This window comes from Acidovorax temperans, assembly GCF_006716905.1.
GTDB classification, from domain to species: Bacteria; Pseudomonadota; Gammaproteobacteria; order Burkholderiales; family Burkholderiaceae_C; genus Acidovorax; species Acidovorax temperans.
This window is the reverse complement of record NZ_VFPV01000002.1, coordinates 818,186-838,467: the sequence shown is the minus strand read 5'-3', so window position 1 is coordinate 838,467 and position 20,282 is coordinate 818,186. Positions and strand designations below refer to the sequence as shown.

Sequence of the window (20,282 nt, the reverse complement as noted above, 5' to 3'; positions counted from 1 at the left end):
GCCTGGGCCTGCTTGAACCGCTCACTGAGCGCAGAGTCCAAAGCCGTGCAGGGTTTCGACAGGCTCAACCCGAACGGATATTTCAAGTTCAAAGAGGTCGAGTCCATGATCGTGCTGCGCGGGCATCACGCCTTGAGAAAAATCTCATGGTCTGGCGCAAAGCAGGCGTGCAGCGGCAGCAGCGCTCCGCCCAGGGCCCGGGCGTCTGAGCCGATGCTGCCCAGCTCCAGGCGCGGTGGCTGGTGCAGGCCTTCCCAGTTGTAGTCGGCCAGCGACTGGCGCACGCCTTCGCACAAGGCCTGCAGCAGCTCGGGGGCTGCGGCGCCGTCAAGCACTACGGCATCAAGGTCCAGAAAGGCTGCGCCAGACACCACGCAATGCGCCAGCGCCCGCGCAGCATGGGCGATCCAGGCACGGCTGTGTTCCAGCCACGGTGCCTGCAGCACGCGCTTGTCGTAGGCGGCCATGGGGTCGAGGCCATGTTCGCAAAAGCGCTGCTCCAGCTCCCACAGGGATGCCTGGCTGATGAGCTGCGCAGGGGCCTGCCCCGGCTGGGCCGGTGCCAGCGGCAGCGAGGCCACCGCGCCCGCATTGCCATGCAGGCCGCGGTGCAGGTGCGAGTTGATGACCAGCCCGCCACCCACAAAGGTGTCCATGAACAGGTACAGAAAGCTGGGGATGTCGCGCCCGCGGCCTTGCAGCAGTTCGGCCACGCAGGCGGCCGAGGTGTCTTTGGCAAAGCTCACGGGCAGCTCGGTCATCTGCTGCACCTGCTCGGCCAGGTCGATGTTGTTCCAGGCCTCGGACTGCGCCTCGGTCAGCCCCAGCATGCGATGCCAGCCACCCAGCTGAAACGGTGCCGCCACACCCACCCCCACCACGCGCGAGCGCAGCGGGCCCAGGCCGTCGAGCAGCTGGTTCAGGTGTGTGCGGATGGCGGGCAGCAGCACGTCGATGTCGGGGAAGGCGTAGTCGAGCACCACGCGCTCACGCACATGGCCGGTGAAGTCCACCAGCAGCCAGTCGGCACTGCGCCGGCCAATCTTGATGCCGATGGCAAAGGCGCCGTCGGGGTTCAGGCCAATGGGCACCGAGGGCTGGCCCACGCGGCCACGCACCGGGGCTTCGCGGCGCAGCAGTTGGTCTTCGTCCAGCCGTGCGGTGATGAGGCCAATGGTCTGCGCCGTGAGGCCCGTGACGCGCGCCATCTCGGCCTTGGCCAGGCTGCCGTGGGTGCGCAGAGCCTGCAACACCACGCGCTCGTTGAACTGGCGCAGCCCTACGTGGTTGGAGCCGCGCTGGCGCAGCAGGGCCGGGCCGTTGCTGGGAGGTTCGCCCAAGTCTACGGGTGGTGGGGATGGGTCAGTTTCCAGCATGGCGGGCGGGAGGTTCATACCAAGTGGCCTTCGAAAATACAAAACCGTTCACGCTGAGCCTGTCGAAGCGCCGCGCAGGGCTTCAACAAGCCTGTCCTGAGCCTGTCGAAGGGCTCAGCCCGAACGGTTTCCGGTGATTGAACACGAGCCCGATCAATCCCGCAGAGTTTCGCCGATGACGCCCTTGCGCAGCAGGAAGTTGCCAAAGGGTTGCAGCTCGCCCGTCACCACAATGGCGTAGGCTTTCTTGACACGCTCGTAGAAGGCAAAGCGCTCCACGCCCTCAGCCTGCTCGCCAGCCACACCCTCGCGTGCCAGCACGGCCAGCGCCTCGCGCTGCAGGGCCGAGCGGTACGGCGCCTCGGTGCCGCCCACCTGCATGTAGGCCACGGGGTGCGGCACATCTTGCGCCAGGGGCAACACGCTGGCCACGGCCTGCACGGCGCGCGCCATGCCAATGCCGGGCAGGCGCAGCACGGGCTTGCCTGCGCCCAGGCTCATGGCGGTGAAGTTGGCGTCGGCCAGCACGATGGCGTCGTCGTGGCCCATCTCGGCCAGCACCTTGAGCAGGTCGGGGGTCAGCAGGGGATCAATGTTCTTCAGCATGGGGGCGTTTCAGGCAAGGCATTCGGCGGGCAGATCGGACGCGGCCATGGCCCCCGTCATCACCGCCACGGTGTCGCTCATGCTGATTTTTTTCGGGTTGACCACCGCAGCGCGTTTGCCCAGGCGGGCGATGTGGATGCGGTCGGCAATCTCGAACACATGGGGCATGTTGTGGCTGATGAGGATGACGGGCAGGCCCTTGTCGCGCACGCGGCGGATGAGCTCCAGCACCATGTTGCCCTCCTTCACACCCAGGGCGGCAGTGGGCTCGTCCATGATGACCACGTGGCGCGCAAACGCTGCTGCACGCGCCACGGCCACGCACTGGCGCTGGCCGCCCGACAGGGTCTCCACCGCCTGCGTCATGGAGCGGATGCCCACCTTCAGCTCGGCCATGCGGGCCACGCTTTCTTCGAGCATTTTCTTTTTGTCGAGCATGCGCAGTGCAGTGCCCAAGAGGCCCGGGCGACGCAGCTCGCGGCCCAGGAACAGGTTCTCGGCAATGGTCATCGCGGGGGCCACGGCCAGGTCCTGGTACACGGTTTCGATGCCCGCACGGCGCGCCTCGATGGGGCTCTTGAACTGGATGCGCTGGCCGTCGAGCAGGATCTCGCCTTCGTCCGGCACGGTGGCGCCGGACAGCGCCTTGATGAGGCTGGATTTGCCCGCACCGTTGTCACCGATCACGGCCAGGATTTCGCCCGCGCGCAGCTCAAAGTCGGCGCCATCGAGTGCGGTGACTTGGCCGTAGCGCTTGACCAGACCCTTGGCCTGCATGACCAGCGGAACGTTCGTAGTCTGGGTGGAAGTGGTCATGGTCAACGCACTCCTTTGCGCGAGAGTTGGTCGGTGGCCACGGCCAGGATCACGAGGATGCCGGTGACCAGGATCTGGTAGACCGACGACACGCCCATGAGCGTGAGCCCGTTGCGGAACACGCCCACAATCAGCGCCCCCACCAGCGTGCCCAGGATGACACCGCGCCCGCCAAACAGGCTGGTGCCGCCCAGCACCACAGCGCTGATGGCGTCGAGGTTTTCGGTCTGGCCCGCGTTCGGGTCGCCTGCGCCGGTGCGCGCCACCGACAGCAGCGACGCAATGCCGTAGAACAGGCCTGCCAGCACATACACGCCCAGCAGCACCTTGTCGGTGGCAATGCCGGTGAGGCGCGTGGCTTCGGGGCTGTTGCCCACGGCGTAGACATGGCGGCCGGGTGCAGTCTCGCGCAGCGCAAACCAGGTGACGAGGTACAGCACCAGCATCAGCACCGCGCCCCAGACGATGGCGGTCTGGCCCAGCTGGAAGGTGTTACCCAGCGCGGTCATGCCCGCAGGGATGTCGGTGATGGTCTGCGCGCCCGAGTACAGCTGCGTGGCGGCAAACGCGATGTTGAGCGTGCCCAGCGTGACGATGAAAGGCGGCAGCTTGATCTTGGTGACGAGCAGGCCGTTAATCAGACCGAACAGCATGGTCACCGCCATGCCGCAGGCAATGGCCACCGGGGCCGAGAGGCCGTAGTCCGCCGCCATCTTGGTCATCACGATGCCGCCCAGCGCCATCACCATGCCGCACGACAGATCAATGCCCGCCGTGAGAATGACCAGCGTCTGGCCAATGGCGATGACCGCCACCACCATAACCTGCTGCAGGATGAGCGCGAAGTTCTGCGCGGACAGAAAACGCTCGCTCTGCGTGGCAAAAAAGGCGCACGCCAGGATCAGCGCGATGAACGGCCCCAGCGTGGCCAGCGGCGGTAGTTTGGAAGCGGTCGAGGACATGGCGGCTCCGTGCGGATGGATGAGATGACTCTCAGAGAGAAGGCGTTTTTTCAGAGCTGCTCGCAAAACTCAGCGAAGCGGTTCTGGCCAGGCGCTGCGTCGCAGGCAGTACGGTAGTACGACAAGACGCAGCAACGACGCCAGAAGAGTTTTGAGAGCGGCTCCTACTTGGCGCCCCAGCACAGGTCGGTGCCAGTTTTCACATCCTTGCTGTCCACGCCCGCCATGGGCTTGGCAGCAATCAGCGTCACGCCCGTGTCGGTGTAGCCACTGACCTTCTTGCCGGTCTTGGCGTATTCCACGCCCGCCGCCACGCCCATGGCGGCCATGCGCAGTGGGTACTGCTGGCTGGTGGCGGCGATCACGCCCTTGCCCACATCGGCAATGCCTGCGCAGCCGCCGTCCACCGACACGATGAGCACGTTCTTCTCCTTGCCTGCGGCCTTGAGCGCGTTGTAGGCACCGGCGGCAGCGGGCTCGTTGATGGTGTAGACGATGTTGATGTCGGGGTTCTTCTGCAGGCAGTTTTCCATGCCGGTCTGGCCCTTGGCGCGGTCGCCAAAGCTGTCGGCCATGCAGACCACTTCGGCGGGGCGCGACAGCTCGTTGCTCTTGGCATCGTTGGCCTGCAGGCCAAAGCCTTTCAAGAAGCCGTTGTGGCGCTGCGCGCCCACGGGGTGGCCGGGGAACAGGTCCAGCGTGGCGATCACGGGCTTCTTGCCCGCAGCGGCGGCCTTGGCGTACTGGCCGATCAGCTCGCCCGCCTTGTAGTTGTCGGTGGCAAACAGCGCGTCCGTCGCATCCATGGGGTCGGTGGGGCTGTCCAGCGCAATCACCATCACGCCACGTGCCTGCGCCTTCTTGATGGCGGGCACGATGGCCTTGGCGTCGCTGGGGGTGATGAGGATGGTCTTTGCGCCTGCAGCGATCAGGTTCTCCATGGCCGTGACCTGGCCTGCGTTGTCGCCGTCGGTCTTGCCTGCCGCCGACACCAGCTTGGCGCCCAGCTTCTTGGCCTCGGCTGTGGCGCCCTCTTTCATCTTCACGAAGAAGGGGTTGGTCTCGGTCTTGGTGATGAGGCCGATGACGGGCTCGGACGTCTGTGCCTGGGCCAGGCCACAGGCCAGGGCGCCGGTGAGGGCAAGGGCAGAAAGCGCGAAAGCGGGGGTGCGTTGCATGGCGTTGTCTCCGGGTTTTGGGATGGCAGATTCCTGTCGGCCCCGTGCTGCGCGGCTGGCAGGTGAACCACTCTTGTCGGGTGGATGGGATCAAACTATAGTGGCCGACAAGTTAATAAATCAAGTGGATTTACTTATGGTTTTCCCTATCCAGTCCGCCGGTTCTGCCACTGTCCACACCGCACCGCCGCTGCGTGTGGCCACGGCGGGCGAGGCCTTGTTCGACCTGATCGAAGAGCCCGATGGCCGCCTGAAACCCTGCGCGGGCGGCGCGGTCTACAACCTCACCCGCGCGCTGGGCCTGCAGGGCGTGGGCACGCAGTATCTCAACCCGCTGGCGGGCGACATGCTGGGGCGGCAATTGGCGCACGGTCTGCATGAGGCAGGCGTGGCCTTGGCAGCGCCTACGCCAGTGCGTGCGCCCAGCGCGCTGGCGCTGGCCGCGCTGGATGCCGAGGGCAAGGCTAGCTACAGCTTCTACCGCGATGGCGTGGCCGACCGCCAGGTGACGGCCGCAGCGCTGACGGCTGCTTGCGCTGCGTTGCCCGACCTGCAGGTGGTGGCCACCGGCTGCCTGGCGCTGGTGGCGCAGGACGCCGCCATCTATCTGCCCTGGCTGGCAGCGCAGCGCGCAGCGGGCCGCATGGTGGTGGTCGATGCCAACCTGCGCTTGTCGGCCGTGGATGATGCTGAGGCCTACCGCGCCAATGTGATGGCCGCCCTGCAGCACGCCCACCTTATCAAGGTGAGCGACGACGACCTGGAAGCGCTGGCCGTGCCGGGCGCCACCGTGCTGGAGCGCGCCCACTATTTGCAGCAGCAAACACAGGCGCAATGGCTTGCCCTGACCCTGGGGCCAGAAGGCGCCTGGCTGCTGCAGCGCGATGGGCTGGCTGTGCATGCGCGCGAAGAAGCGCCAATCACGGTAGTGGACACCGTGGGGGCGGGCGATTGTTTTCTGGCGGGGCTGATCACCGCCTTGTTGGCCGGACCCGAACGGGGAGAAGAAGCGCTAGCCCTGCGCGCGGGGGGCATCACGGCGCCCATCACGGAAGCCCGGCTGCGCACCGTGCTGCACCACGCGCTGGCGAGTGCCAGCCATTGCGTAGAGCGGGCGGGCTGCACGCCCCCCCGTTACGAAGAAGTGCGCGAAAGGCTGGCGCTGCGGCGCTCAACGACCGCCGCAGGCCGGTAGCCCTTACTCGGCGGGCTTGGCGGCCGGTTTGCGGGCCCGGCTGCGGGGACGGGCAGCGGGTGCCTTAGCGGGCGTGGTGCCTTCTGCCTCTGCGGCAGAGTCCTCGGGCGCAGCGGCCGGGGCATCGGCAGCTTCACCCCCAGCACGCGCACCGCGTGCACGGGGCGTGGCGGCCTTGCGTGGGCTGGCCGCAGGCTTTGCCCTGTCTCCACTGCGCGCACGGCTGCGGCGAGGGGTAGCCGCTTCGGAGCGGTCGGCCTCGGTCGACGCACTGACCTCCGGGGTGTCCGCGCCCTCTTCTGCTTCGGAGCGCTGTGCTTGCGGCGCGGTGGTATCGATCACCGGCTCTGGCGGCACCACCTCAAGAGCCACGGGCTGGCTGAAATAGCGGCTGGCCGGGCGCTCAGCGGGGGTATCGGCCTGCTCGGACTCAGGGTGTTCGTTGCGCTGCGCAGGGCGATTGTCTCCACGGTCTGCGCGGTCTGCACCCTCACCACGACGCCCTCGGCTGCGACCCGGCGCGCCCTGCCCTTCGCCACCTTCAGAGCGCAGATCGGGTGCCGTCGCCACCGCATGGAAATCGTGCCGTGTCGCTCCGCCTTGGCTGGTGCGCTCATTGGTGCGCTCACCGGCGCCTTCGGGCCGTGCGTGCGCGGCTGGGGCGCTCGGCCCACCATGGCTGCGGTACACATACGCGCCTGATTTTTCATCGCGCCCAAACTCCAGCAGCCCACGCGCCTGGGCTTCTTCCAGCAGGTTGCCAAAGGTGCGGAAGCCATAGCGCCCTTCGCTGAAATCCGGCTTGCGGCGCTTGATCGCCTCCTTGAGCACCGAGGCCCAGATCTTGCCCGTGTCGCCCCGCTCCAGCAGCAGGGCCTCGAAGGTTTCGGCGGCCAGCTCCACGCCCTGGGTGCGGCGTGCGTCCTGGCTTTCCTTGCGGCTGCGCTCTTCTTCGGGACTGCGGCGGAGCGCGGGTGGCGGGTTGCTGCCAGGGCTCTGGCGACGGGCCTGGGCGCGCTGGTTTTCGCGCACTAGGTCGTCGTAGAAGATGAATTCGTCGCAGTTGGCGATCAGCAGGTCGGACGTGGACTGCTTCACGCCCACGCCGATCACCTGCTTGTTGTTCTCGCGCAGCTTGGACACCAGCGGCGAAAAGTCCGAGTCGCCGCTGATGATGACGAAGGTGTTGACGTGCGACTTGGTGTAGCAGAGGTCCAGCGCGTCCACCACCAGGCGGATGTCGGCCGAATTCTTGCCCGACTGGCGCACATGCGGGATTTCGATCAGCTCAAAGTTCGCCTCATGCATGGTGGCCTTGAAGCCCTTGTAGCGCTCCCAGTCGCAATAGGCCTTCTTGACCACGATGGAGCCCTTGAGCAGCAGGCGCTCCAGGATGGGCTTGATGTCGAACTTTTCGTACTGCGCATCGCGCACGCCCAGGGCGACGTTTTCAAAGTCGCAGAACAGGGCCATGCTGATGCTGTCGGAGGGGGATGCCATATCGTGTGTGAGTTCCGTTCAATGCTGCGGATCATCACACGGAACGCATTGCCCCCTCCGAAGGGAGTGGCCTCAGGTGGGTTTGGCCAAGCCCAATTTCTCGACCAGCGCCTTCTCGCGCGTGAAGGTGTCCTGCGCAAACTTCTTGTACGCCGACGTGCTCATGTACATGGGCACCATGTCGTAACGGGCGAGCGCGGTCTTGTAGCTGTCCTGCTCCATGGCCTGCTTGAAGGCATCGTGCAGGCGCTTGACCACGGCGGTTGGCGTGCCTTTGGGGGCGCCAATGCCGAAGGGCGAGTTCTGCACCAAATCCAGCCCCAGCTCCTTGAGCGTGGGTGCATCGGGGAACTTGGCCAGGCGCTCTGCGCCCCAGGTGTTGAGCACGCGCAGCTTGCCCGCTTCTACCTGCGGGGCGAACCCGGTGGAGTCGGCCGCGGCCATGAGCTGCCCGCCCAGAATGGCCTGCATCAAATCGGCGCTGCCCTTGTAAGGCACGTGCAGCAGTTCCATGCCCAGCTTCTGCGCCGCCAGTTCCATGGTCAGGTGCGGGCTGGTCATGGTGCCGGTGGAGCCGTAGCTGAGCTTGCCCGGATTGGCCTTGGCCCAGGCTACAAAATGCGTCCAGGTCTTGAGCGGGGAGTCTGCCGGCACCACCACACCAAAGGCGTAGCCCGTGACGTTGAGCACGTAGCTGATGTCCTTGACCGGGTCCCAGTTGATCTTGGTGGTGTAGGGCAGGCGGAACACGCCCAGCGGAATCTGCGCCAGCGTGTAGCCATCGGCCGAGGTGCCTTGCAGGGCCTGCGCGGGCAGCGTGCCGCCAGCGCCGGGTTTGTTCTCCACCACCACGGGCTGGCCCAGGATCTTGCTGGCGTTGTCGGCCAGAACGCGCATGGTGATGTCGGTGGGCCCCCCGGCGGGGAAGGCAATCACCAGCTTGATGGGCTTGACGGGAAAGCTCTGGGCGCGCGCTGTGATTGTCGGCGCGGCGAGGCTGGCGGCCCCCCACTGGATGATCTGGCGACGTTGCATGGTGAGGCGCTCCTGACTGGCAAAACAATGACGGCGCCATTGCACCGCAGGCAAGCCGCCCGCCGTAATGCGGAAACCCCTTAGCAGGCCGTTGAAAAAGTGCTCTTCGAACGCATCAAGGTCGTGGATTTCGAAGAAGCAAGTCGCCCAGACGCGCCCACGAATCAAATTCGAGGGCCATTTCGGCCTGTTTGCAGGCCGTTTTGCCCGTTTCGGGCGCACGTATCCCATGGCTCACGCATGATGCGCGTCCCACCAGCCACCCAGACTGCCCATGCGCACCAGGTTGTAGGTGGCAAAGCACAGCAGCGCCTGGCCCGCGAGCTTGGCCTGACCGATCAGCTTGGTCTTGGCCAGACCACCCACGGTCTTGATCCAGCCAAAGGCCTCCTCGATGCGCTTGCGCACCTTCAGGCTGGTCTTGTAGCTCTCGTGCCGCGTGACTCTGGCGTCGACCGCCGAGTGCTTGTCCTTGGCCGCCACGTGTGGCGTGACCAAAAGCCGGCGGCAGCCCTTGATGAAGGCCTTGCTGTCGTAGCCCTTGTCGGCCCCGACCGTGGCCCGCTTGTTCCTGTTGCCCCGGCGCCCCAGCATGGCCAGCGCCGCTTCGCGCTCGGCGGTGCCACTGGCGTGGGTGATCTCAACATCCACGATCAGCCCGTTGCGGTTTTCCATGAGGATGTGCCCCATGTGGCACAGGCGGGACTTGTCACCCGCGCTCTTCTTGAACAACCGTGCATCAGCGTCCGTGGTGCTTTGGTGGGTGTCGTTGCAGCGCTCCTGTCCTTTGAAGTCCACCTCGGGATTGCGTCCGGGCGGCGTGTCGCTGTCATCGTCTTTGCGCTTGAAGCTCTTGTGCGAGGCCCAGGCTTCGATGAGCGTGCCGTCCACGCTGAAGTGCTCGTCGCTGGCAAGCCGCCCCCACTGGGCGCTGAGCTTGACGCGCTCGAAGAAGGCACGGGCGAGGTCTTCGTTGAACAAGCGTTCGCGGTTGGCGCTGAAGGTGGAGTGGTCCCAGACCTTGTCTTCGATGTTCAGGCCCACGAACCAGCGGTACAGCAGGTTGTAGTTGACCGCCTCGACCAGTTGGCGCTCGCTGCGGATGGAGAACAGGATCTGCAGCAGCAAGGCCTTGAGCAGCATCTCGGGCGGCACCGAGGGGCGCCCGCGGCGGGCATACACCGCTTCGAACTCGCTGTGCATCGTCGCCAGCAGCGCATCGACCACGGCGCGCAGTTTGCGCAGCGGGTGTGTCTGCGGCACGCGCTCTTCAAGGCTGATGTAGCTGAACATCGCCCCCTGGAAGTCTTGGTTGCCTCTCATCGTCCTCGTCTGGGTTGTTCGCCGATGGCTTCAGATCGTAGCGGCCCACACGGGCGGCGGCGAAGGATTTTTCAACGGCCTGCTAAGCTCAGGAGGCGCGCCCTGCCACGCCCGCACATCGATGAGCCTTACGCCTTGTAGGTGGACAGCAGGATGCTGGTCTCCGTGTTGGCGATGCCGGTGGTCAGGCGAATGCGGCCGAGCGCCGCGTCAAACGCCTCCAGGCTTTCAGCGCGCACCTCGGCCACGATGTCCCAGCGCCCATTGGTGGTGTGCAAAGTGCCCACTGCGGGCTCGCCGCGCAGCGCGCGAATGACTTCGGGGGCTGCGTTGCCCTCCACGGCGATGCTCATCCAGGCGCGGATGCGCTGCGGCTCTGACTCGGGGCGCAGGCGCACGGTGTAGCCGGTAATCACACCGCTGTCTTCGAGCTTGCGCAGGCGGTTTTGCACCGTGCCACGGGCTATGCGCAGCTTTTGCGCCAGCACGGCCACGGGCGTGCGCGCATCGGCACGCAGGATGCTCAGGATCTCCCGGTCCGTGTCGTCCATTTTGAACATTTGGTCATACCTGCAATACAAAACGCCAATTTACAGCACTATTTGAGCAGCTTGCGGGCTGTTCGCTGGCGCATGCCCTCGGGAGAATTTCTTCCGTTGCACCGCGACATTGCTTTTTTGATTCACAGAGCGACCCCAAAAACTTCTCCTCGACCGCCTTGGTGCCGCAGGCCATCGCAGCCCGATGCTCACCGTGCGCAAGGCAGTTTTGTGAGCCGCTTTACACCGGAGACTTTCATGACCCGCCTGATCGACCTTCCCACGCTGGCCCAGCTCGTTCACCACATCACCCCTGCCCGCTTCATGACCGAGCTGGCCGAGCACCTGCACAGCGACTACCTGCGCTGGCAAGACTTTGACAAGACGGCCCGCGTGGCCAGCCACAGCGCGGGCGGCGTGATCGAGCTCATGCCCGTGGCCGACAACGCGTACTACAGCTTCAAGTACGTCAACGGGCACCCCGGCAACCCCATCAGCGGGCTGCCCACGGTGATGGCGTTTGGTGTGCTGTCCGAAGTGGCTACCGGCTACCCGCTGCTGGTGTCCGAGCTGACGCTGACCACCGCGCTGCGCACTGCGGCCACATCGGCCATGGCCGCACGGGCCCTGGCACGGCCCGATGCACGCTGCATGGCGCTCATTGGCAACGGCGCGCAAAGTGAGTTCCAGGCCATAGCGTTCCACGCCCTTCTGGGGGTGAACGAGTTGCGGGTGTTTGACATTGACCCTGCCGCCACAGCGAAACTGCAGCGCAACCTGGCAGCCGTGCCCGGCTTGCGCGTGGTGCCCACATCGTCTGCAGCCGAGGCGGCGCGCGGTGCCGACATCGTCACGACCATCACCGCCGACAAGGCCAACGCCACCATCGTGACGCCCGACATGATCGAGCCCGGCATGCACCTGAACGCGGTGGGCGGCGACTGCCCTGGCAAGACCGAGCTGCATCCCGATGTGCTGCGCGCCGCAAAGATTTTTGTCGAATACGAGCCGCAAACCCGCATCGAGGGCGACATACAGCAGCTGCCCGCCCACCACCCCGTCACCGAGCTGTGGCGCGTGCTGGCAGGCCAGGCCGCCGGGCGCCAGTCGGCCAGCGACGTGACCGTGTTTGACTCGGTGGGCTTCGCGCTCGAAGACTACGCTGCATTGCGCTACATCCATCAACGGGCCACGGCAGAAAACCTGGGCATAGAGGTCGAACTCGTGCCCACCGATGGCGACCCCAAAGACCTCTTCGGCCGCACCCGCGGTGACCGCCAACGCGTGGCCCTGCGCCGTGTGGCTTGATGGCCGGTGGACATGCCATGACCCACGCTTCACCCTGCGCCACGCCCAGCGCCACACCCCAAGCCATCTCCTCTGCGCCCCCGCGCCAAGGACCAGCGCGCGCCTCCATGCAGGCACCTGCCGCCGTGGTGATGGTGCGCCCCCACCACTTTCACCCCAACCCGGAGACCGCTGCCGACAACGCTTACCAAGGCTGCAGCGGCGCACCCGCCAGCGAACTGGCACGCCGTGCCCACGCCGAAGTGACCGAGGCCGCAGCGCAGCTCCGCCAGGCCGGGGTGCGCGTGCACCTGTTTGACGACGAAGACCCGCACGGCAGCATGGGCCAGCCAGCCACGCCGGATTCGGTGTTTCCGAACAACTGGTTTTCCACCCACGCGGGCGGCCATGTGGCGCTGTACCCCATGTACGCGCCCAGCCGCCGCCGCGAGCGGCGCAGCGACATCATCGAGCTGCTCAAGGCACAGTACCGGGTGCAAGAGGTGGTGGACTACTCCGGCCTGGAAGCCGACAACGTGTTCCTCGAAGGCACCGGCGCCATGGTGCTGGACCATGTGGGCCGCGTGGCCTACACAGCCCAGTCGCACCGCGCCAACCCGGTGGCGCTGGAGCGCTTTTGCACCCACTTTCAGTACGAGCCCATGGTGTTTGCCACGGCCGACGCAACGGGCCAGCCCTGCTACCACACCAACGTGATGCTGTGCATCGGCACCGAGTTTGCGATGGGCGGGTTTCACATGGTCAGCGACCCGCAGCGCCGGCGCGAGGTGCAAGAGCGCCTGTGGGAAAGCGGCCGCAACCTGATCGAGTTGGGCCCAGAGCAGATCACCAACTTTGCGGCCAACGCACTGGAACTGCAAAGCCGCAGTGGGCCCGTGCTGGCCCTGTCGGCCCGCGCGGCTGCGTGCCTCACGCCCGCACAGCGCCGGGCGCTAGAGCAGCACACCACCTTGCTCCCGCTGGCGGTGCCCACCATTGAACTGGCAGGCGGGTCGGTGCGCTGCATGCTCGCGGGCATCCACCTGGCACCCCGTCCCAGCATGGCGCCGGCATCGCGTGAAGCCAGCGCCACAAGCACGAATCTCATTCAAATTGGCACCTAGCGCTTGATACACAAGCGCAAGCAGCTATATTTTTAATAGCAAAAATCATGCATCAGGTGGCGCGGCCTGCGCCTGCAAGTCGGCATCGCACCCCACGCCCGAAGCGATCCAGCGCCGCGCCAGCAGCGACAGGCCGCGCACCACCCACGGATGGCGCCAGCCGGTGACGCTTGCAGGCTCGGCCACCATGCCGCACCAATAGCGCTGGTCGCGGTCACTCCAGCGCAAGGCCACGCAAGCACCACGGCGTCGGCGCGATACCAGCACCCCCAGCGGGCAGGGCTCTGCCAGGCAACACAGGCCGCAGCCATTGCACGATTCGCCCTCGGCTGGCTTGGGCGGTGCCGCAGGCTGCAGCCACACGACGGGCGCAGAAGGCTGGGTCATGCCAAGGCAACGCCCAAAAGGGCTGGCGTGAAAGAGACGATGGGCATGGAAGGCGAGGCAATCAGAGCAGCGTCTGGCGACACTGCAGCAGCCCCAGATCATGCCCCGCGCAAGGGTGCAGCAAAAGCCGCCAACGCCAAAAAAAGACCCCAGCTATTGCGGAAATAGCTGGGGCGAAGAGGCCGGTCAGAAGGGAAGAGAGAAGAACCGGCCCGAGGGGGACAAGAGACAAGAGAGACAAGGAAGGTGCCCTACCCCGCGCTGCAGCGCTGTGGGCACCGTCGGGCCAAAGCCCGATCAGCAGCCGCTAGGGCGGCCCGTGCGCATGGGCACGATACCGCTCACCTTGAGCGTGGCGCCGGAGCCGTCGCTGGCCGTCAGGGTCTTGCTGGTAAAGCGCACGCGGTCGCTTTCGCGCTCCACCGCGGAGTCCACCGCCTCGCCGCTGGCGTATTCCTTGCCGGCAAATGTCATGAACACCTGGTAGGTGACGGTGCCGTTGACCTGGTAGCGGATATCGCCGAACGCGGTGGCATCAGAGCCAACCTTGTTGGCACCGTCGAACTTGAACGTGCACACCTCGGGCGATGAACCCACGGGGTTCTTCTTGTCCACATCGGTGATGTTCAAGGAGCCATTGCCGTAAATGCCGTTGAGACCGTCCACGGTGGAACTGGTCACGGTGAGCACGCCTGGCTCGTTGCTGGGGGTGGGGTCATCGTCATTGCCGCCACCGCAAGCCACCAGCAGAACGGAGGATGCAGCGAGGGCCAGGCAGGTTTTGAAGGAGGAGTTCATCTCAGTGGGGCCATCTGGCGGCCGGGGTTGGTTGGCAGTGGGGTCATCGTAAAAATGCCACTGCACCGCCCACGTCCGACAACGGCAGCACCCGCCGTAGGACGGCACCGCACGCGCTGGGGGCACGGCCGCCCTCTCCGGCCAGCGCGTGCCCAGCGCATGTTCAGCGCCTGTTCAGCGCGCCAGCACCGGCCCCAGCGCCTTGCCCGTGTGCGTGCCCAGGCGCACCAAATCCTCTGGCGTGCCGGTGGCCACGATGCGGCCGCCGTCCTTGCCGCCTTCGGGGCCCAGGTCGATGATCCAGTCGGCCTCGGCGATCACGTCCAGGTCGTGCTCGATGACGACCACGCTGTGCCCGCCATCGACCAGGCGGTGCAGCACGCGGATGAGCTTGTGCACGTCGGCCATGTGCAGGCCCACGGTGGGCTCGTCGAGCACGTACAGGGTGTGCGGGGCCTTCTGGCCGCGGCGGCCCACCTCGTCGCGCACTTTGGTCAGCTCGGTCACCAGCTTGATGCGCTGCGCCTCGCCGCCACTAAGCGTGGGCGAGGGCTGGCCCAGGGTGAGGTAACCCAGGCCCACGTCTTTGAGCAGTTGCAGCGGGTGCGCGATGCTGGGCATGCTGGCGAAGAACTCCACCGCCTCGTCCACCTCCATCTGCAGCACATCGCCAATGCTCTTGCCGCGCCAGGTGACGGCCAGGGTTTCGGGGTTGAAGCGGGCACCGTGGCAGGTTTCGCAGGGCACCTTCACATCGGGCAAGAAGCTCATCTCGATGGTGCGCACGCCCGCGCCTTCGCAGCTGGGGCAGCGGCCTTCGCCGGTGTTGAAGCTGAAGCGCCCGGCAGCGTAGCCGCGTGCCTTGGCCTCCAGCGTCTCGGCAAACAGCTTGCGGATGGTGTCCCAGAAACCGATGTAGGTGGCGGGGCAACTGCGCGGGGTTTTGCCGATGGGGGTCTGGTCCACCTCCAGCACGCGGTCAATGGTTTCAAAGCCTGCCAGCCCGGTGCTGCCCACGAGGGCCGGGGCCTTGCCAGCGTCCATGGCGTCGCGCCCGGCCTTGGTACTGCGCTGCTGCACCCAGGCCTGCACATTGGTCAGCAGCACATCGCGCGCCAGGGTGGATTTGCCGGAACCGCTCACGCCCGTCACGGCCACCAGCCGGTTCAGCGGCACGGCCACATCCACCTGCTGCAGGTTGTGCAGGTGCGCGCCGTGCAGGCGCAGCCAGTGCAGGGGCTTGTCGGTACCCTGTTCTGCATCTTTTGGGCCTGTAGCGCTTTGTGGATGAGCGCTGGTAGCTACTAAATCCATAGCAGCTACCGCCCGGCGTGCCTGGAGCGGGTGGCGCATGGCGTGCAGCAGGTAGCGGCCGGTTTGCGAGTCTTCTGCGGCCTGCACATCGGCCACGCTGCCCTGCGCCACCAGGCGGCCACCACGTTTGCCGGCGCTGGGGCCAATGTCGATGATGTGGTCGGCACGGCGGATGGTGTCTTCATCGTGCTCCACCACCACCAGCGTGTTGCCCTTGTCACCCAGCTTGTGCAGGGCGTTGAGCAAAATCTGGTTGTCGCGTGCGTGCAGGCCGATGGTGGGTTCGTCGAGCACGTAGCACACACCCTGCAGGTTGCTGCCCAGCTGCGCCGCCAGGCGAATGCGCTGGGCCTCGCCACCGCTCAATGTGGGCGCGCCCCGGTCCAGCGTGAGGTAGCCCAGGCCCACTTCTTCCAGAAACTCCAGGCGACTCTGAATCTCGGGCACCAGGTCGCGGGCGATGTCGGCCTCGCGTTGCGTCATGCCACCCGCGGCCCGCAGGCCCTCCACCCAGCGGCGCACATCGCTGACGGAGAGAGCGGCAATGTCGGCTATGCCCACACCGGCAAACTTCACGGCGCGGGCCGTGGCGTTCAGGCGCGTGCCCTGGCAGGTGGGGCAGACGGTAGTGCCGTCCAGGTCTTCCACCTCGGGCTCGGCAAAGGTCTGCTCGCGGCCTTTTTCTTTGTCGGCCAGGACCGAGTCGTCAAACACCTTGCGCTGCTCTTTGGTGAGCTTGACGCCCGTGCCCACGCAGTCGGGGCACCAGCCGTGCTTGCTGTTGTAGCTGAACAGACGCGGGTCCAGCTCGGCATAGCTGGTGGCGCACACGGGGCAGGCACGCTTGGTGGAATACACCTGCAAATGCCCGATGCCCGCGGTGGGCGCGCCGCTTTCCATGGCGGCGGCCAGGGTGCCGATGCTGGAGAGGACATGCACCACGCCCTTGCCGTGGGTCAGCGCATCGGCCAGCGCGGTGCGCAGGGCGGCCTCGTTCTCGGGCGAGACATCGAGGCTGGCCACGGGCAGCTCGATGGTGTGTTCCTTGAAGCGGTCGATGCGCGGGAAGTTGGTGGTGGGCAGGAAGTTGCCATCCACCCGCAGGTGCGTGTAGCCGCGTGGGCGCGCCCAGTCGGCCAGCTCGGTGTAAACGCCCTTGCGATTAACCACCAGCGGGGCCAGCAGGCCGATGTGCTGGCCGCGGAACTGCGTGAGCAACTGCGCAGCAATACTCTCGGGCGTTTGCGGCTGCACGGCAGCGCCGTCGTGCACACAGTGCTGCGTGCCGAGCTTGACGTACAGCAGGCGCAGAAAGTGCCACACCTCGGTGGTGGTGCCCACGGTGGACTTGCGCCCGCCGCGCGACAGGCGCTGCTCAATCGCCACGGTGGGCGGAATGCCGTACACCGCATCCACCTCGGGCCTGCCTGCGGGCTGCACGATGCTGCGGGCGTAGGCGTTGAGGCTTTCAAGGTAGCGGCGCTGACCTTCGTTGAACAGGATGTCGAACGCCAGCGTGGACTTGCCCGAGCCGCTCACGCCCGTCACCACGTTGAACTTGCCACGCGGAATGTCCACACTCAGGTTCTTGAGGTTGTGCTCCTTGGCGTTGACGATTTCAATGGCGTTTTTAGCCTGATTGACCTCTGGCGCTTTACCAGCAAGCGCAAGCAGCTCCTTTTTTCGTAGCGCTGCGGCTTTTTCGTGCACCGAATGGCCGCCCACGCCCAGCGCCAGCTCATAGTCGCGCAGCGCCTGGCCGGTGTGCGATGTGGCGTGCTCGCGCACGTCTTCGGGCGTGCCTTCGGCCACGACCAAACCACCGCCCTCCCCGCCTTCCGGGCCCAGGTCGATGAGCCAGTCGCTGGCGCGGATCACGTCGAGGTTGTGCTCGATGACGATGAGCGAGTGCCCGGCCTCCAGCAGCTTGCGCAGCGCGCGCATGAGCTTGGCAATGTCGTCGAAGTGCAGGCCGGTGGTGGGCTCGTCAAACAAGAACAGCGTGCCTTTGCGGGCCACGTTCTGGCGCGACTTGGCAGCGGTCTTGGCCGCCTCGGCAAGAAAGCCCGCCAGCTTGAGGCGCTGCGCCTCGCCACCGCTGAGGGTGGGCACGGGCTGGCCCAGCGCCACGTAGTCGAGGCCCACATCCACAATGGGCTGCAGGGCACGCACCACGTCCTTGTCGCCTGCGAACAGGGCCACGGCCTCGGCCACGGTGAGTTCAAGCACATCGGCCACGTTCAGTGTTTTGCCGCCACGTTCGATGGTGATTTCCAGAATCTCGGGGCGGTAGCGCTTGCCATCGCAATCGGGGCAGCGCAGGTACACGTCACTCAGGAACTGCATTTCCACATGCTCAAAGCCCGAGCCCCCGCAGGTGGGGCAGCGCCCGTCACCGCTGTTGAAACTGAACTTGGCCGCCGTGTAGCTGCGCTGTTTGGACAGCGGTGCGGTGGCAAACAGCTCGCGAATGCTGTCCCACGCGCCCACGTAGCTCACGGGGTTGGAGCGCGCCGTCTTGCCGATGGGCGACTGATCCACAAACACCACATCGGCCAGGTGGTCCCCGCCCAGCAGGCGGTCGTGTGCGCCGGGGGCTTCGGTGGCCTTGCCAAAGTGGCGCATCAGCGCGGGGGCGAGCACGTCCTGGATCAGGCTGGACTTGCCCGAGCCGCTCACGCCCGTCACCGTCACCAGCCGCTGCAGCGGAAATTCGACCGACACATCCTTCAGGTTGTGCTCCCGCGCGCCTTCCAGGATGAGACGAGGGGTCGAATCGGTGACCATGCGCTTGAAGCCAAAGCCCACCTGCTTGCGCCCGCCCAGGTAGTTGCCGGTGAGGGTGTCCGCCTGGCGCAAATCGGCCGTGGTGCCGTCAAACACAATGCTGCCGCCCTTGCGGCCGGGGCCGGGGCCCATGTCGATCATGCGGTCGGCCGCCAGCATCACGGCGGGGTCGTGCTCCACCACCACCAGGGTGTTGCCCGCATCGCGCAGGCGCAGCATGGCCTCAGTGATGCGGTGCATGTCGCGCGGGTGTAGGCCAATGCTGGGCTCGTCCAGTACAAACAAGGTGTTGACCAGGCTGGTGCCCAGGGCGGTGGTGAGGTTGATACGCTGCACCTCCCCGCCGCTCAATGTACGGCTTTGCCGGTCGAGCGTGAGGTAGCCAATGCCCACATCACACAGGTACTTGAGGCGTGTGGTAATTTCTTCGTGCAGCAGTTTCAGCGCCTGGGCGTCGCCGCCCTTGGCATCGTCGCCCACCGGCAACTGCATGCGCGCAAAGAACTGGCGCAGGCGGTCGATGGGCAGCAGCATCAGGTCGTGCAGGCACAGGCCGGGCAAGGCTTCGAGCTGCGCACGCGACCACTGCACACCTTGGGGCATGAAGCGTTGGAACTCTGCGCCCCCACGCTCGGCACTTTCGTGTCCTCGCTGCCCCCCAAGGGGGCTGCCATTGCTTGGGGCGGCCCGGCGCTGCGGCGGGTCCATCACCGCATCGGCGTCTTCCTTGCGGCCGATGCGCCAGAGCAGGCTTTCCGTCTTGAGCCGCGCACCGGCGCACACCGGGCACGGCGTGTAGCTGCGGTACTTGGACAGCAGCACACGGATGTGCATCTTGTAGGCCTTGCTCTCCAGGTAATCAAAAAAGCGCTGGATGCCGTACCACTGCTGGTTCCATTTGCCGTTCCAGTTCGGCGATCCTTCAATCACCCACTTCTTCTGCTCGGCCGTGAGCTGGTACCAGGGCGTGTCACGCGGAATGCCTGCGGCCTCAGCATGGCGCATGAGGTCGTCTTGCGCCTCTTGCCAGGCGGGCGTCTGGATGGGCTTGATCGCGCCCGAGCGTAGCGTGAGCTTGTCGTTGGGGATGACCAGGCCCCAGTCCACCCCGATCACCCGGCCAAAGCCCCGGCAGGTGTCGCACGCGCCCACGGCGGAGTTGAACGAGAAGGCGGAGGGGATGGGTTCGCTGTAGCGCAGGTCGCTGTCGGGGCAATGCAGGCCGGTGGAGAAGCGCCAGAGTTCGGGCTCGCCTTCATCCACCAACCGGTACACATTTAGCCGCCCGCTGCCGCGCTTGAGCGCCACTTCAATCGCCTCGATCACACGCGCCTTCTCGGCATTGCCCAGCCTGAAGCGGTCTGCCACCACATCCAGCAGCTTGCGCGGGCCGGTAGGTGTGGCTACTTCGCGCTCAGCCTGCACCTTGGTGAAACCACTGGCCGACAGCCATTGCTCGACCTGTTCGGCGCTGGTGTTGGCAGGCAACTCGACCGGGAAGGTCAACACAATGCGTGGGTCACCCGCTGCGGCGGAGCGCTGCTGCAGCTCGGCGTAAATGGTCTCTGGCGAATCGTGCCGCACGGGTTGCGCAGTCTGCTTGTCAAACAGCTGGCCCGCGCGCGCAAACAGCAGCTTGAGGTGGTCGTTCAGCTCCGTCATCGTGCCCACGGTGGAACGGCTGGAGCGCACGGGGTTGGTCTGGTCGATGGCGATGGCGGGTGGAACGCCCTCCACGCGGTCCACCGCGGGCTTGTCCATGCGGTCCAGAAACTGGCGCGCGTAGGCGCTGAAGGTTTCCACGTAGCGGCGCTGCCCCTCGGCGTACAGCGTGTCAAACACCAGACTGGATTTGCCCGAGCCGCTGGGGCCCGTCACCACCGTCAGCTCGCCGGTGCGGATGTCCAGGTCCAGGTTGCGAAGGTTGTGCTGGCGTGCGCCACGGATGCGAATGGTTCCCTGGGTCATGGAGGCAGTCTTTCAGGAATAAGGCCGAACATTCTAGGCAGCGCCTGCTGACAACGCAGTGGCAGCAGGTTGCAACCCTTGACGGTA

At 66.0% G+C, this 20,282-nt stretch carries 15 protein-coding genes; 3 read left to right on the top strand and 12 right to left on the bottom strand.

The features are described 5' to 3' along the window. Positions 1-125 precede the first annotated feature (125 nt). From BDD18_RS12120 to BDD18_RS12100, 5 genes are all read right to left on the bottom strand, one after another. The gene (locus BDD18_RS12120; protein ID WP_142084079.1) at positions 126-1,376 is read right to left on the bottom strand and encodes an ROK family transcriptional regulator; all 1,251 of its coding nucleotides are present in this window, start codon (positions 1,374-1,376) and stop codon (positions 126-128) included. Between the two features lie 153 nt (positions 1,377-1,529). Further along, complete coding sequence (locus tag BDD18_RS12115; RefSeq protein WP_066696364.1) at positions 1,530-1,982, bottom strand: RbsD/FucU family protein; 453 nt, start codon at positions 1,980-1,982, stop codon at positions 1,530-1,532. Positions 1,983-1,991: 9 nt separating this feature from the next. Further along, complete coding sequence (locus BDD18_RS12110) at positions 1,992-2,798, bottom strand: ATP-binding cassette domain-containing protein (RefSeq protein ID WP_063461946.1); 807 nt, start codon at positions 2,796-2,798, stop codon at positions 1,992-1,994. 2 nt (positions 2,799-2,800) lie between these two features. After that, positions 2,801-3,760 (bottom strand): ABC transporter permease, encoded by a 960-nt coding sequence (locus tag BDD18_RS12105; RefSeq protein ID WP_094291658.1) that lies wholly within the window; start codon positions 3,758-3,760, stop codon positions 2,801-2,803. 164 nt (positions 3,761-3,924) lie between these two features. Further along, positions 3,925-4,938: a sugar ABC transporter substrate-binding protein gene (locus BDD18_RS12100; RefSeq protein WP_142083429.1), complete on the bottom strand. Its 1,014-nt coding sequence runs from the start codon at positions 4,936-4,938 to the stop codon at positions 3,925-3,927. Positions 4,939-5,074: 136 nt separating this feature from the next. On the opposite strand from BDD18_RS12100, the gene BDD18_RS12095 reads away from it, so the two are divergent. Continuing rightward, positions 5,075-6,133: a PfkB family carbohydrate kinase gene (locus tag BDD18_RS12095; RefSeq protein WP_142083428.1), complete on the top strand. Its 1,059-nt coding sequence runs from the start codon at positions 5,075-5,077 to the stop codon at positions 6,131-6,133. A gap of 3 nt (positions 6,134-6,136) precedes the next feature. Here BDD18_RS12095 and BDD18_RS12090 read toward each other — a convergent pair whose 3' ends face one another. The 4 genes from BDD18_RS12090 to BDD18_RS12075 form a co-directional block, all read right to left on the bottom strand. Beyond that, positions 6,137-7,633 carry an NYN domain-containing protein gene (locus tag BDD18_RS12090; RefSeq protein WP_142083426.1) on the bottom strand — a complete coding sequence of 499 codons (1,497 nt, stop codon included), beginning with the start codon at positions 7,631-7,633 and terminating at the stop codon, positions 6,137-6,139. A gap of 72 nt (positions 7,634-7,705) precedes the next feature. Next, positions 7,706-8,668 (bottom strand): Bug family tripartite tricarboxylate transporter substrate binding protein, encoded by a 963-nt coding sequence (locus BDD18_RS12085; protein ID WP_142083424.1) that lies wholly within the window; start codon positions 8,666-8,668, stop codon positions 7,706-7,708. Between the two features lie 234 nt (positions 8,669-8,902). Next, positions 8,903-9,991: an IS5 family transposase gene (locus BDD18_RS12080; protein WP_142083422.1), complete on the bottom strand. Its 1,089-nt coding sequence runs from the start codon at positions 9,989-9,991 to the stop codon at positions 8,903-8,905. Positions 9,992-10,119: 128 nt separating this feature from the next. Then, on the bottom strand, positions 10,120-10,551 hold the full coding sequence (locus tag BDD18_RS12075; RefSeq protein WP_142083420.1) for an Lrp/AsnC family transcriptional regulator: 432 nt from the start codon (positions 10,549-10,551) through the stop codon (positions 10,120-10,122). Positions 10,552-10,788: 237 nt separating this feature from the next. Here BDD18_RS12075 and BDD18_RS12070 point away from each other — a divergent pair, with 237 nt between their 5' ends. After that, on the top strand, positions 10,789-11,838 hold the full coding sequence (locus tag BDD18_RS12070) for an ornithine cyclodeaminase (protein ID WP_142083418.1): 1,050 nt from the start codon (positions 10,789-10,791) through the stop codon (positions 11,836-11,838). 107 nt (positions 11,839-11,945) lie between these two features. Continuing rightward, complete coding sequence (ctlX, locus tag BDD18_RS12065) at positions 11,946-12,941, top strand: citrulline utilization hydrolase CtlX (RefSeq protein WP_370541287.1); 996 nt, start codon at positions 11,946-11,948, stop codon at positions 12,939-12,941. A gap of 45 nt (positions 12,942-12,986) precedes the next feature. Here the strand turns inward: ctlX and BDD18_RS12060 are convergent, their stop codons facing one another. The 3 genes from BDD18_RS12060 to BDD18_RS12050 all read right to left on the bottom strand — a co-directional run bounded on the left by BDD18_RS12060 (position 12,987) and on the right by BDD18_RS12050 (position 20,195). Next, entirely contained in the window at positions 12,987-13,328 is a 342-nt protein-coding gene (locus BDD18_RS12060; RefSeq protein WP_142083416.1) for a hypothetical protein, read from the bottom strand. A gap of 297 nt (positions 13,329-13,625) precedes the next feature. Beyond that, positions 13,626-14,126, bottom strand: a complete 501-nt coding sequence (locus tag BDD18_RS12055) for a hypothetical protein (protein WP_142083414.1) — start codon at positions 14,124-14,126, stop codon at positions 13,626-13,628. Between the two features lie 174 nt (positions 14,127-14,300). Beyond that, positions 14,301-20,195 carry an excinuclease ABC subunit UvrA gene (locus tag BDD18_RS12050; RefSeq protein WP_142083413.1) on the bottom strand — a complete coding sequence of 1,965 codons (5,895 nt, stop codon included), beginning with the start codon at positions 20,193-20,195 and terminating at the stop codon, positions 14,301-14,303. Positions 20,196-20,282: the final 87 nt, after the last annotated feature.

Coding starts and splice junctions, on each gene's coding strand:
- BDD18_RS12080 (WP_142083422.1), bottom strand. CDS start 9,991: ATGAGAGGCAACCAAGACTTCCAGGGGGCGATGTTCAGCTACATCAGC.
- BDD18_RS12075 (WP_142083420.1), bottom strand. CDS start 10,551: ATGTTCAAAATGGACGACACGGACCGGGAGATCCTGAGCATCCTGCGT.
- BDD18_RS12095 (WP_142083428.1), top strand. CDS start 5,075: ATGGTTTTCCCTATCCAGTCCGCCGGTTCTGCCACTGTCCACACCGCA.
- BDD18_RS12085 (WP_142083424.1), bottom strand. CDS start 8,668: ATGCAACGTCGCCAGATCATCCAGTGGGGGGCCGCCAGCCTCGCCGCG.
- BDD18_RS12060 (WP_142083416.1), bottom strand. CDS start 13,328: ATGACCCAGCCTTCTGCGCCCGTCGTGTGGCTGCAGCCTGCGGCACCG.
- BDD18_RS12110 (WP_063461946.1), bottom strand. CDS start 2,798: ATGACCACTTCCACCCAGACTACGAACGTTCCGCTGGTCATGCAGGCC.
- BDD18_RS12050 (WP_142083413.1), bottom strand. CDS start 20,195: ATGACCCAGGGAACCATTCGCATCCGTGGCGCACGCCAGCACAACCTT.
- BDD18_RS12055 (WP_142083414.1), bottom strand. CDS start 14,126: ATGAACTCCTCCTTCAAAACCTGCCTGGCCCTCGCTGCATCCTCCGTT.
- ctlX (WP_370541287.1), top strand. CDS start 11,946: ATGCAGGCACCTGCCGCCGTGGTGATGGTGCGCCCCCACCACTTTCAC.
- BDD18_RS12100 (WP_142083429.1), bottom strand. CDS start 4,938: ATGCAACGCACCCCCGCTTTCGCGCTTTCTGCCCTTGCCCTCACCGGC.
- BDD18_RS12090 (WP_142083426.1), bottom strand. CDS start 7,633: ATGGCATCCCCCTCCGACAGCATCAGCATGGCCCTGTTCTGCGACTTT.
- BDD18_RS12070 (WP_142083418.1), top strand. CDS start 10,789: ATGACCCGCCTGATCGACCTTCCCACGCTGGCCCAGCTCGTTCACCAC.
- BDD18_RS12115 (WP_066696364.1), bottom strand. CDS start 1,982: ATGCTGAAGAACATTGATCCCCTGCTGACCCCCGACCTGCTCAAGGTG.
- BDD18_RS12120 (WP_142084079.1), bottom strand. CDS start 1,376: ATGCTGGAAACTGACCCATCCCCACCACCCGTAGACTTGGGCGAACCT.
- BDD18_RS12105 (WP_094291658.1), bottom strand. CDS start 3,760: ATGTCCTCGACCGCTTCCAAACTACCGCCGCTGGCCACGCTGGGGCCG.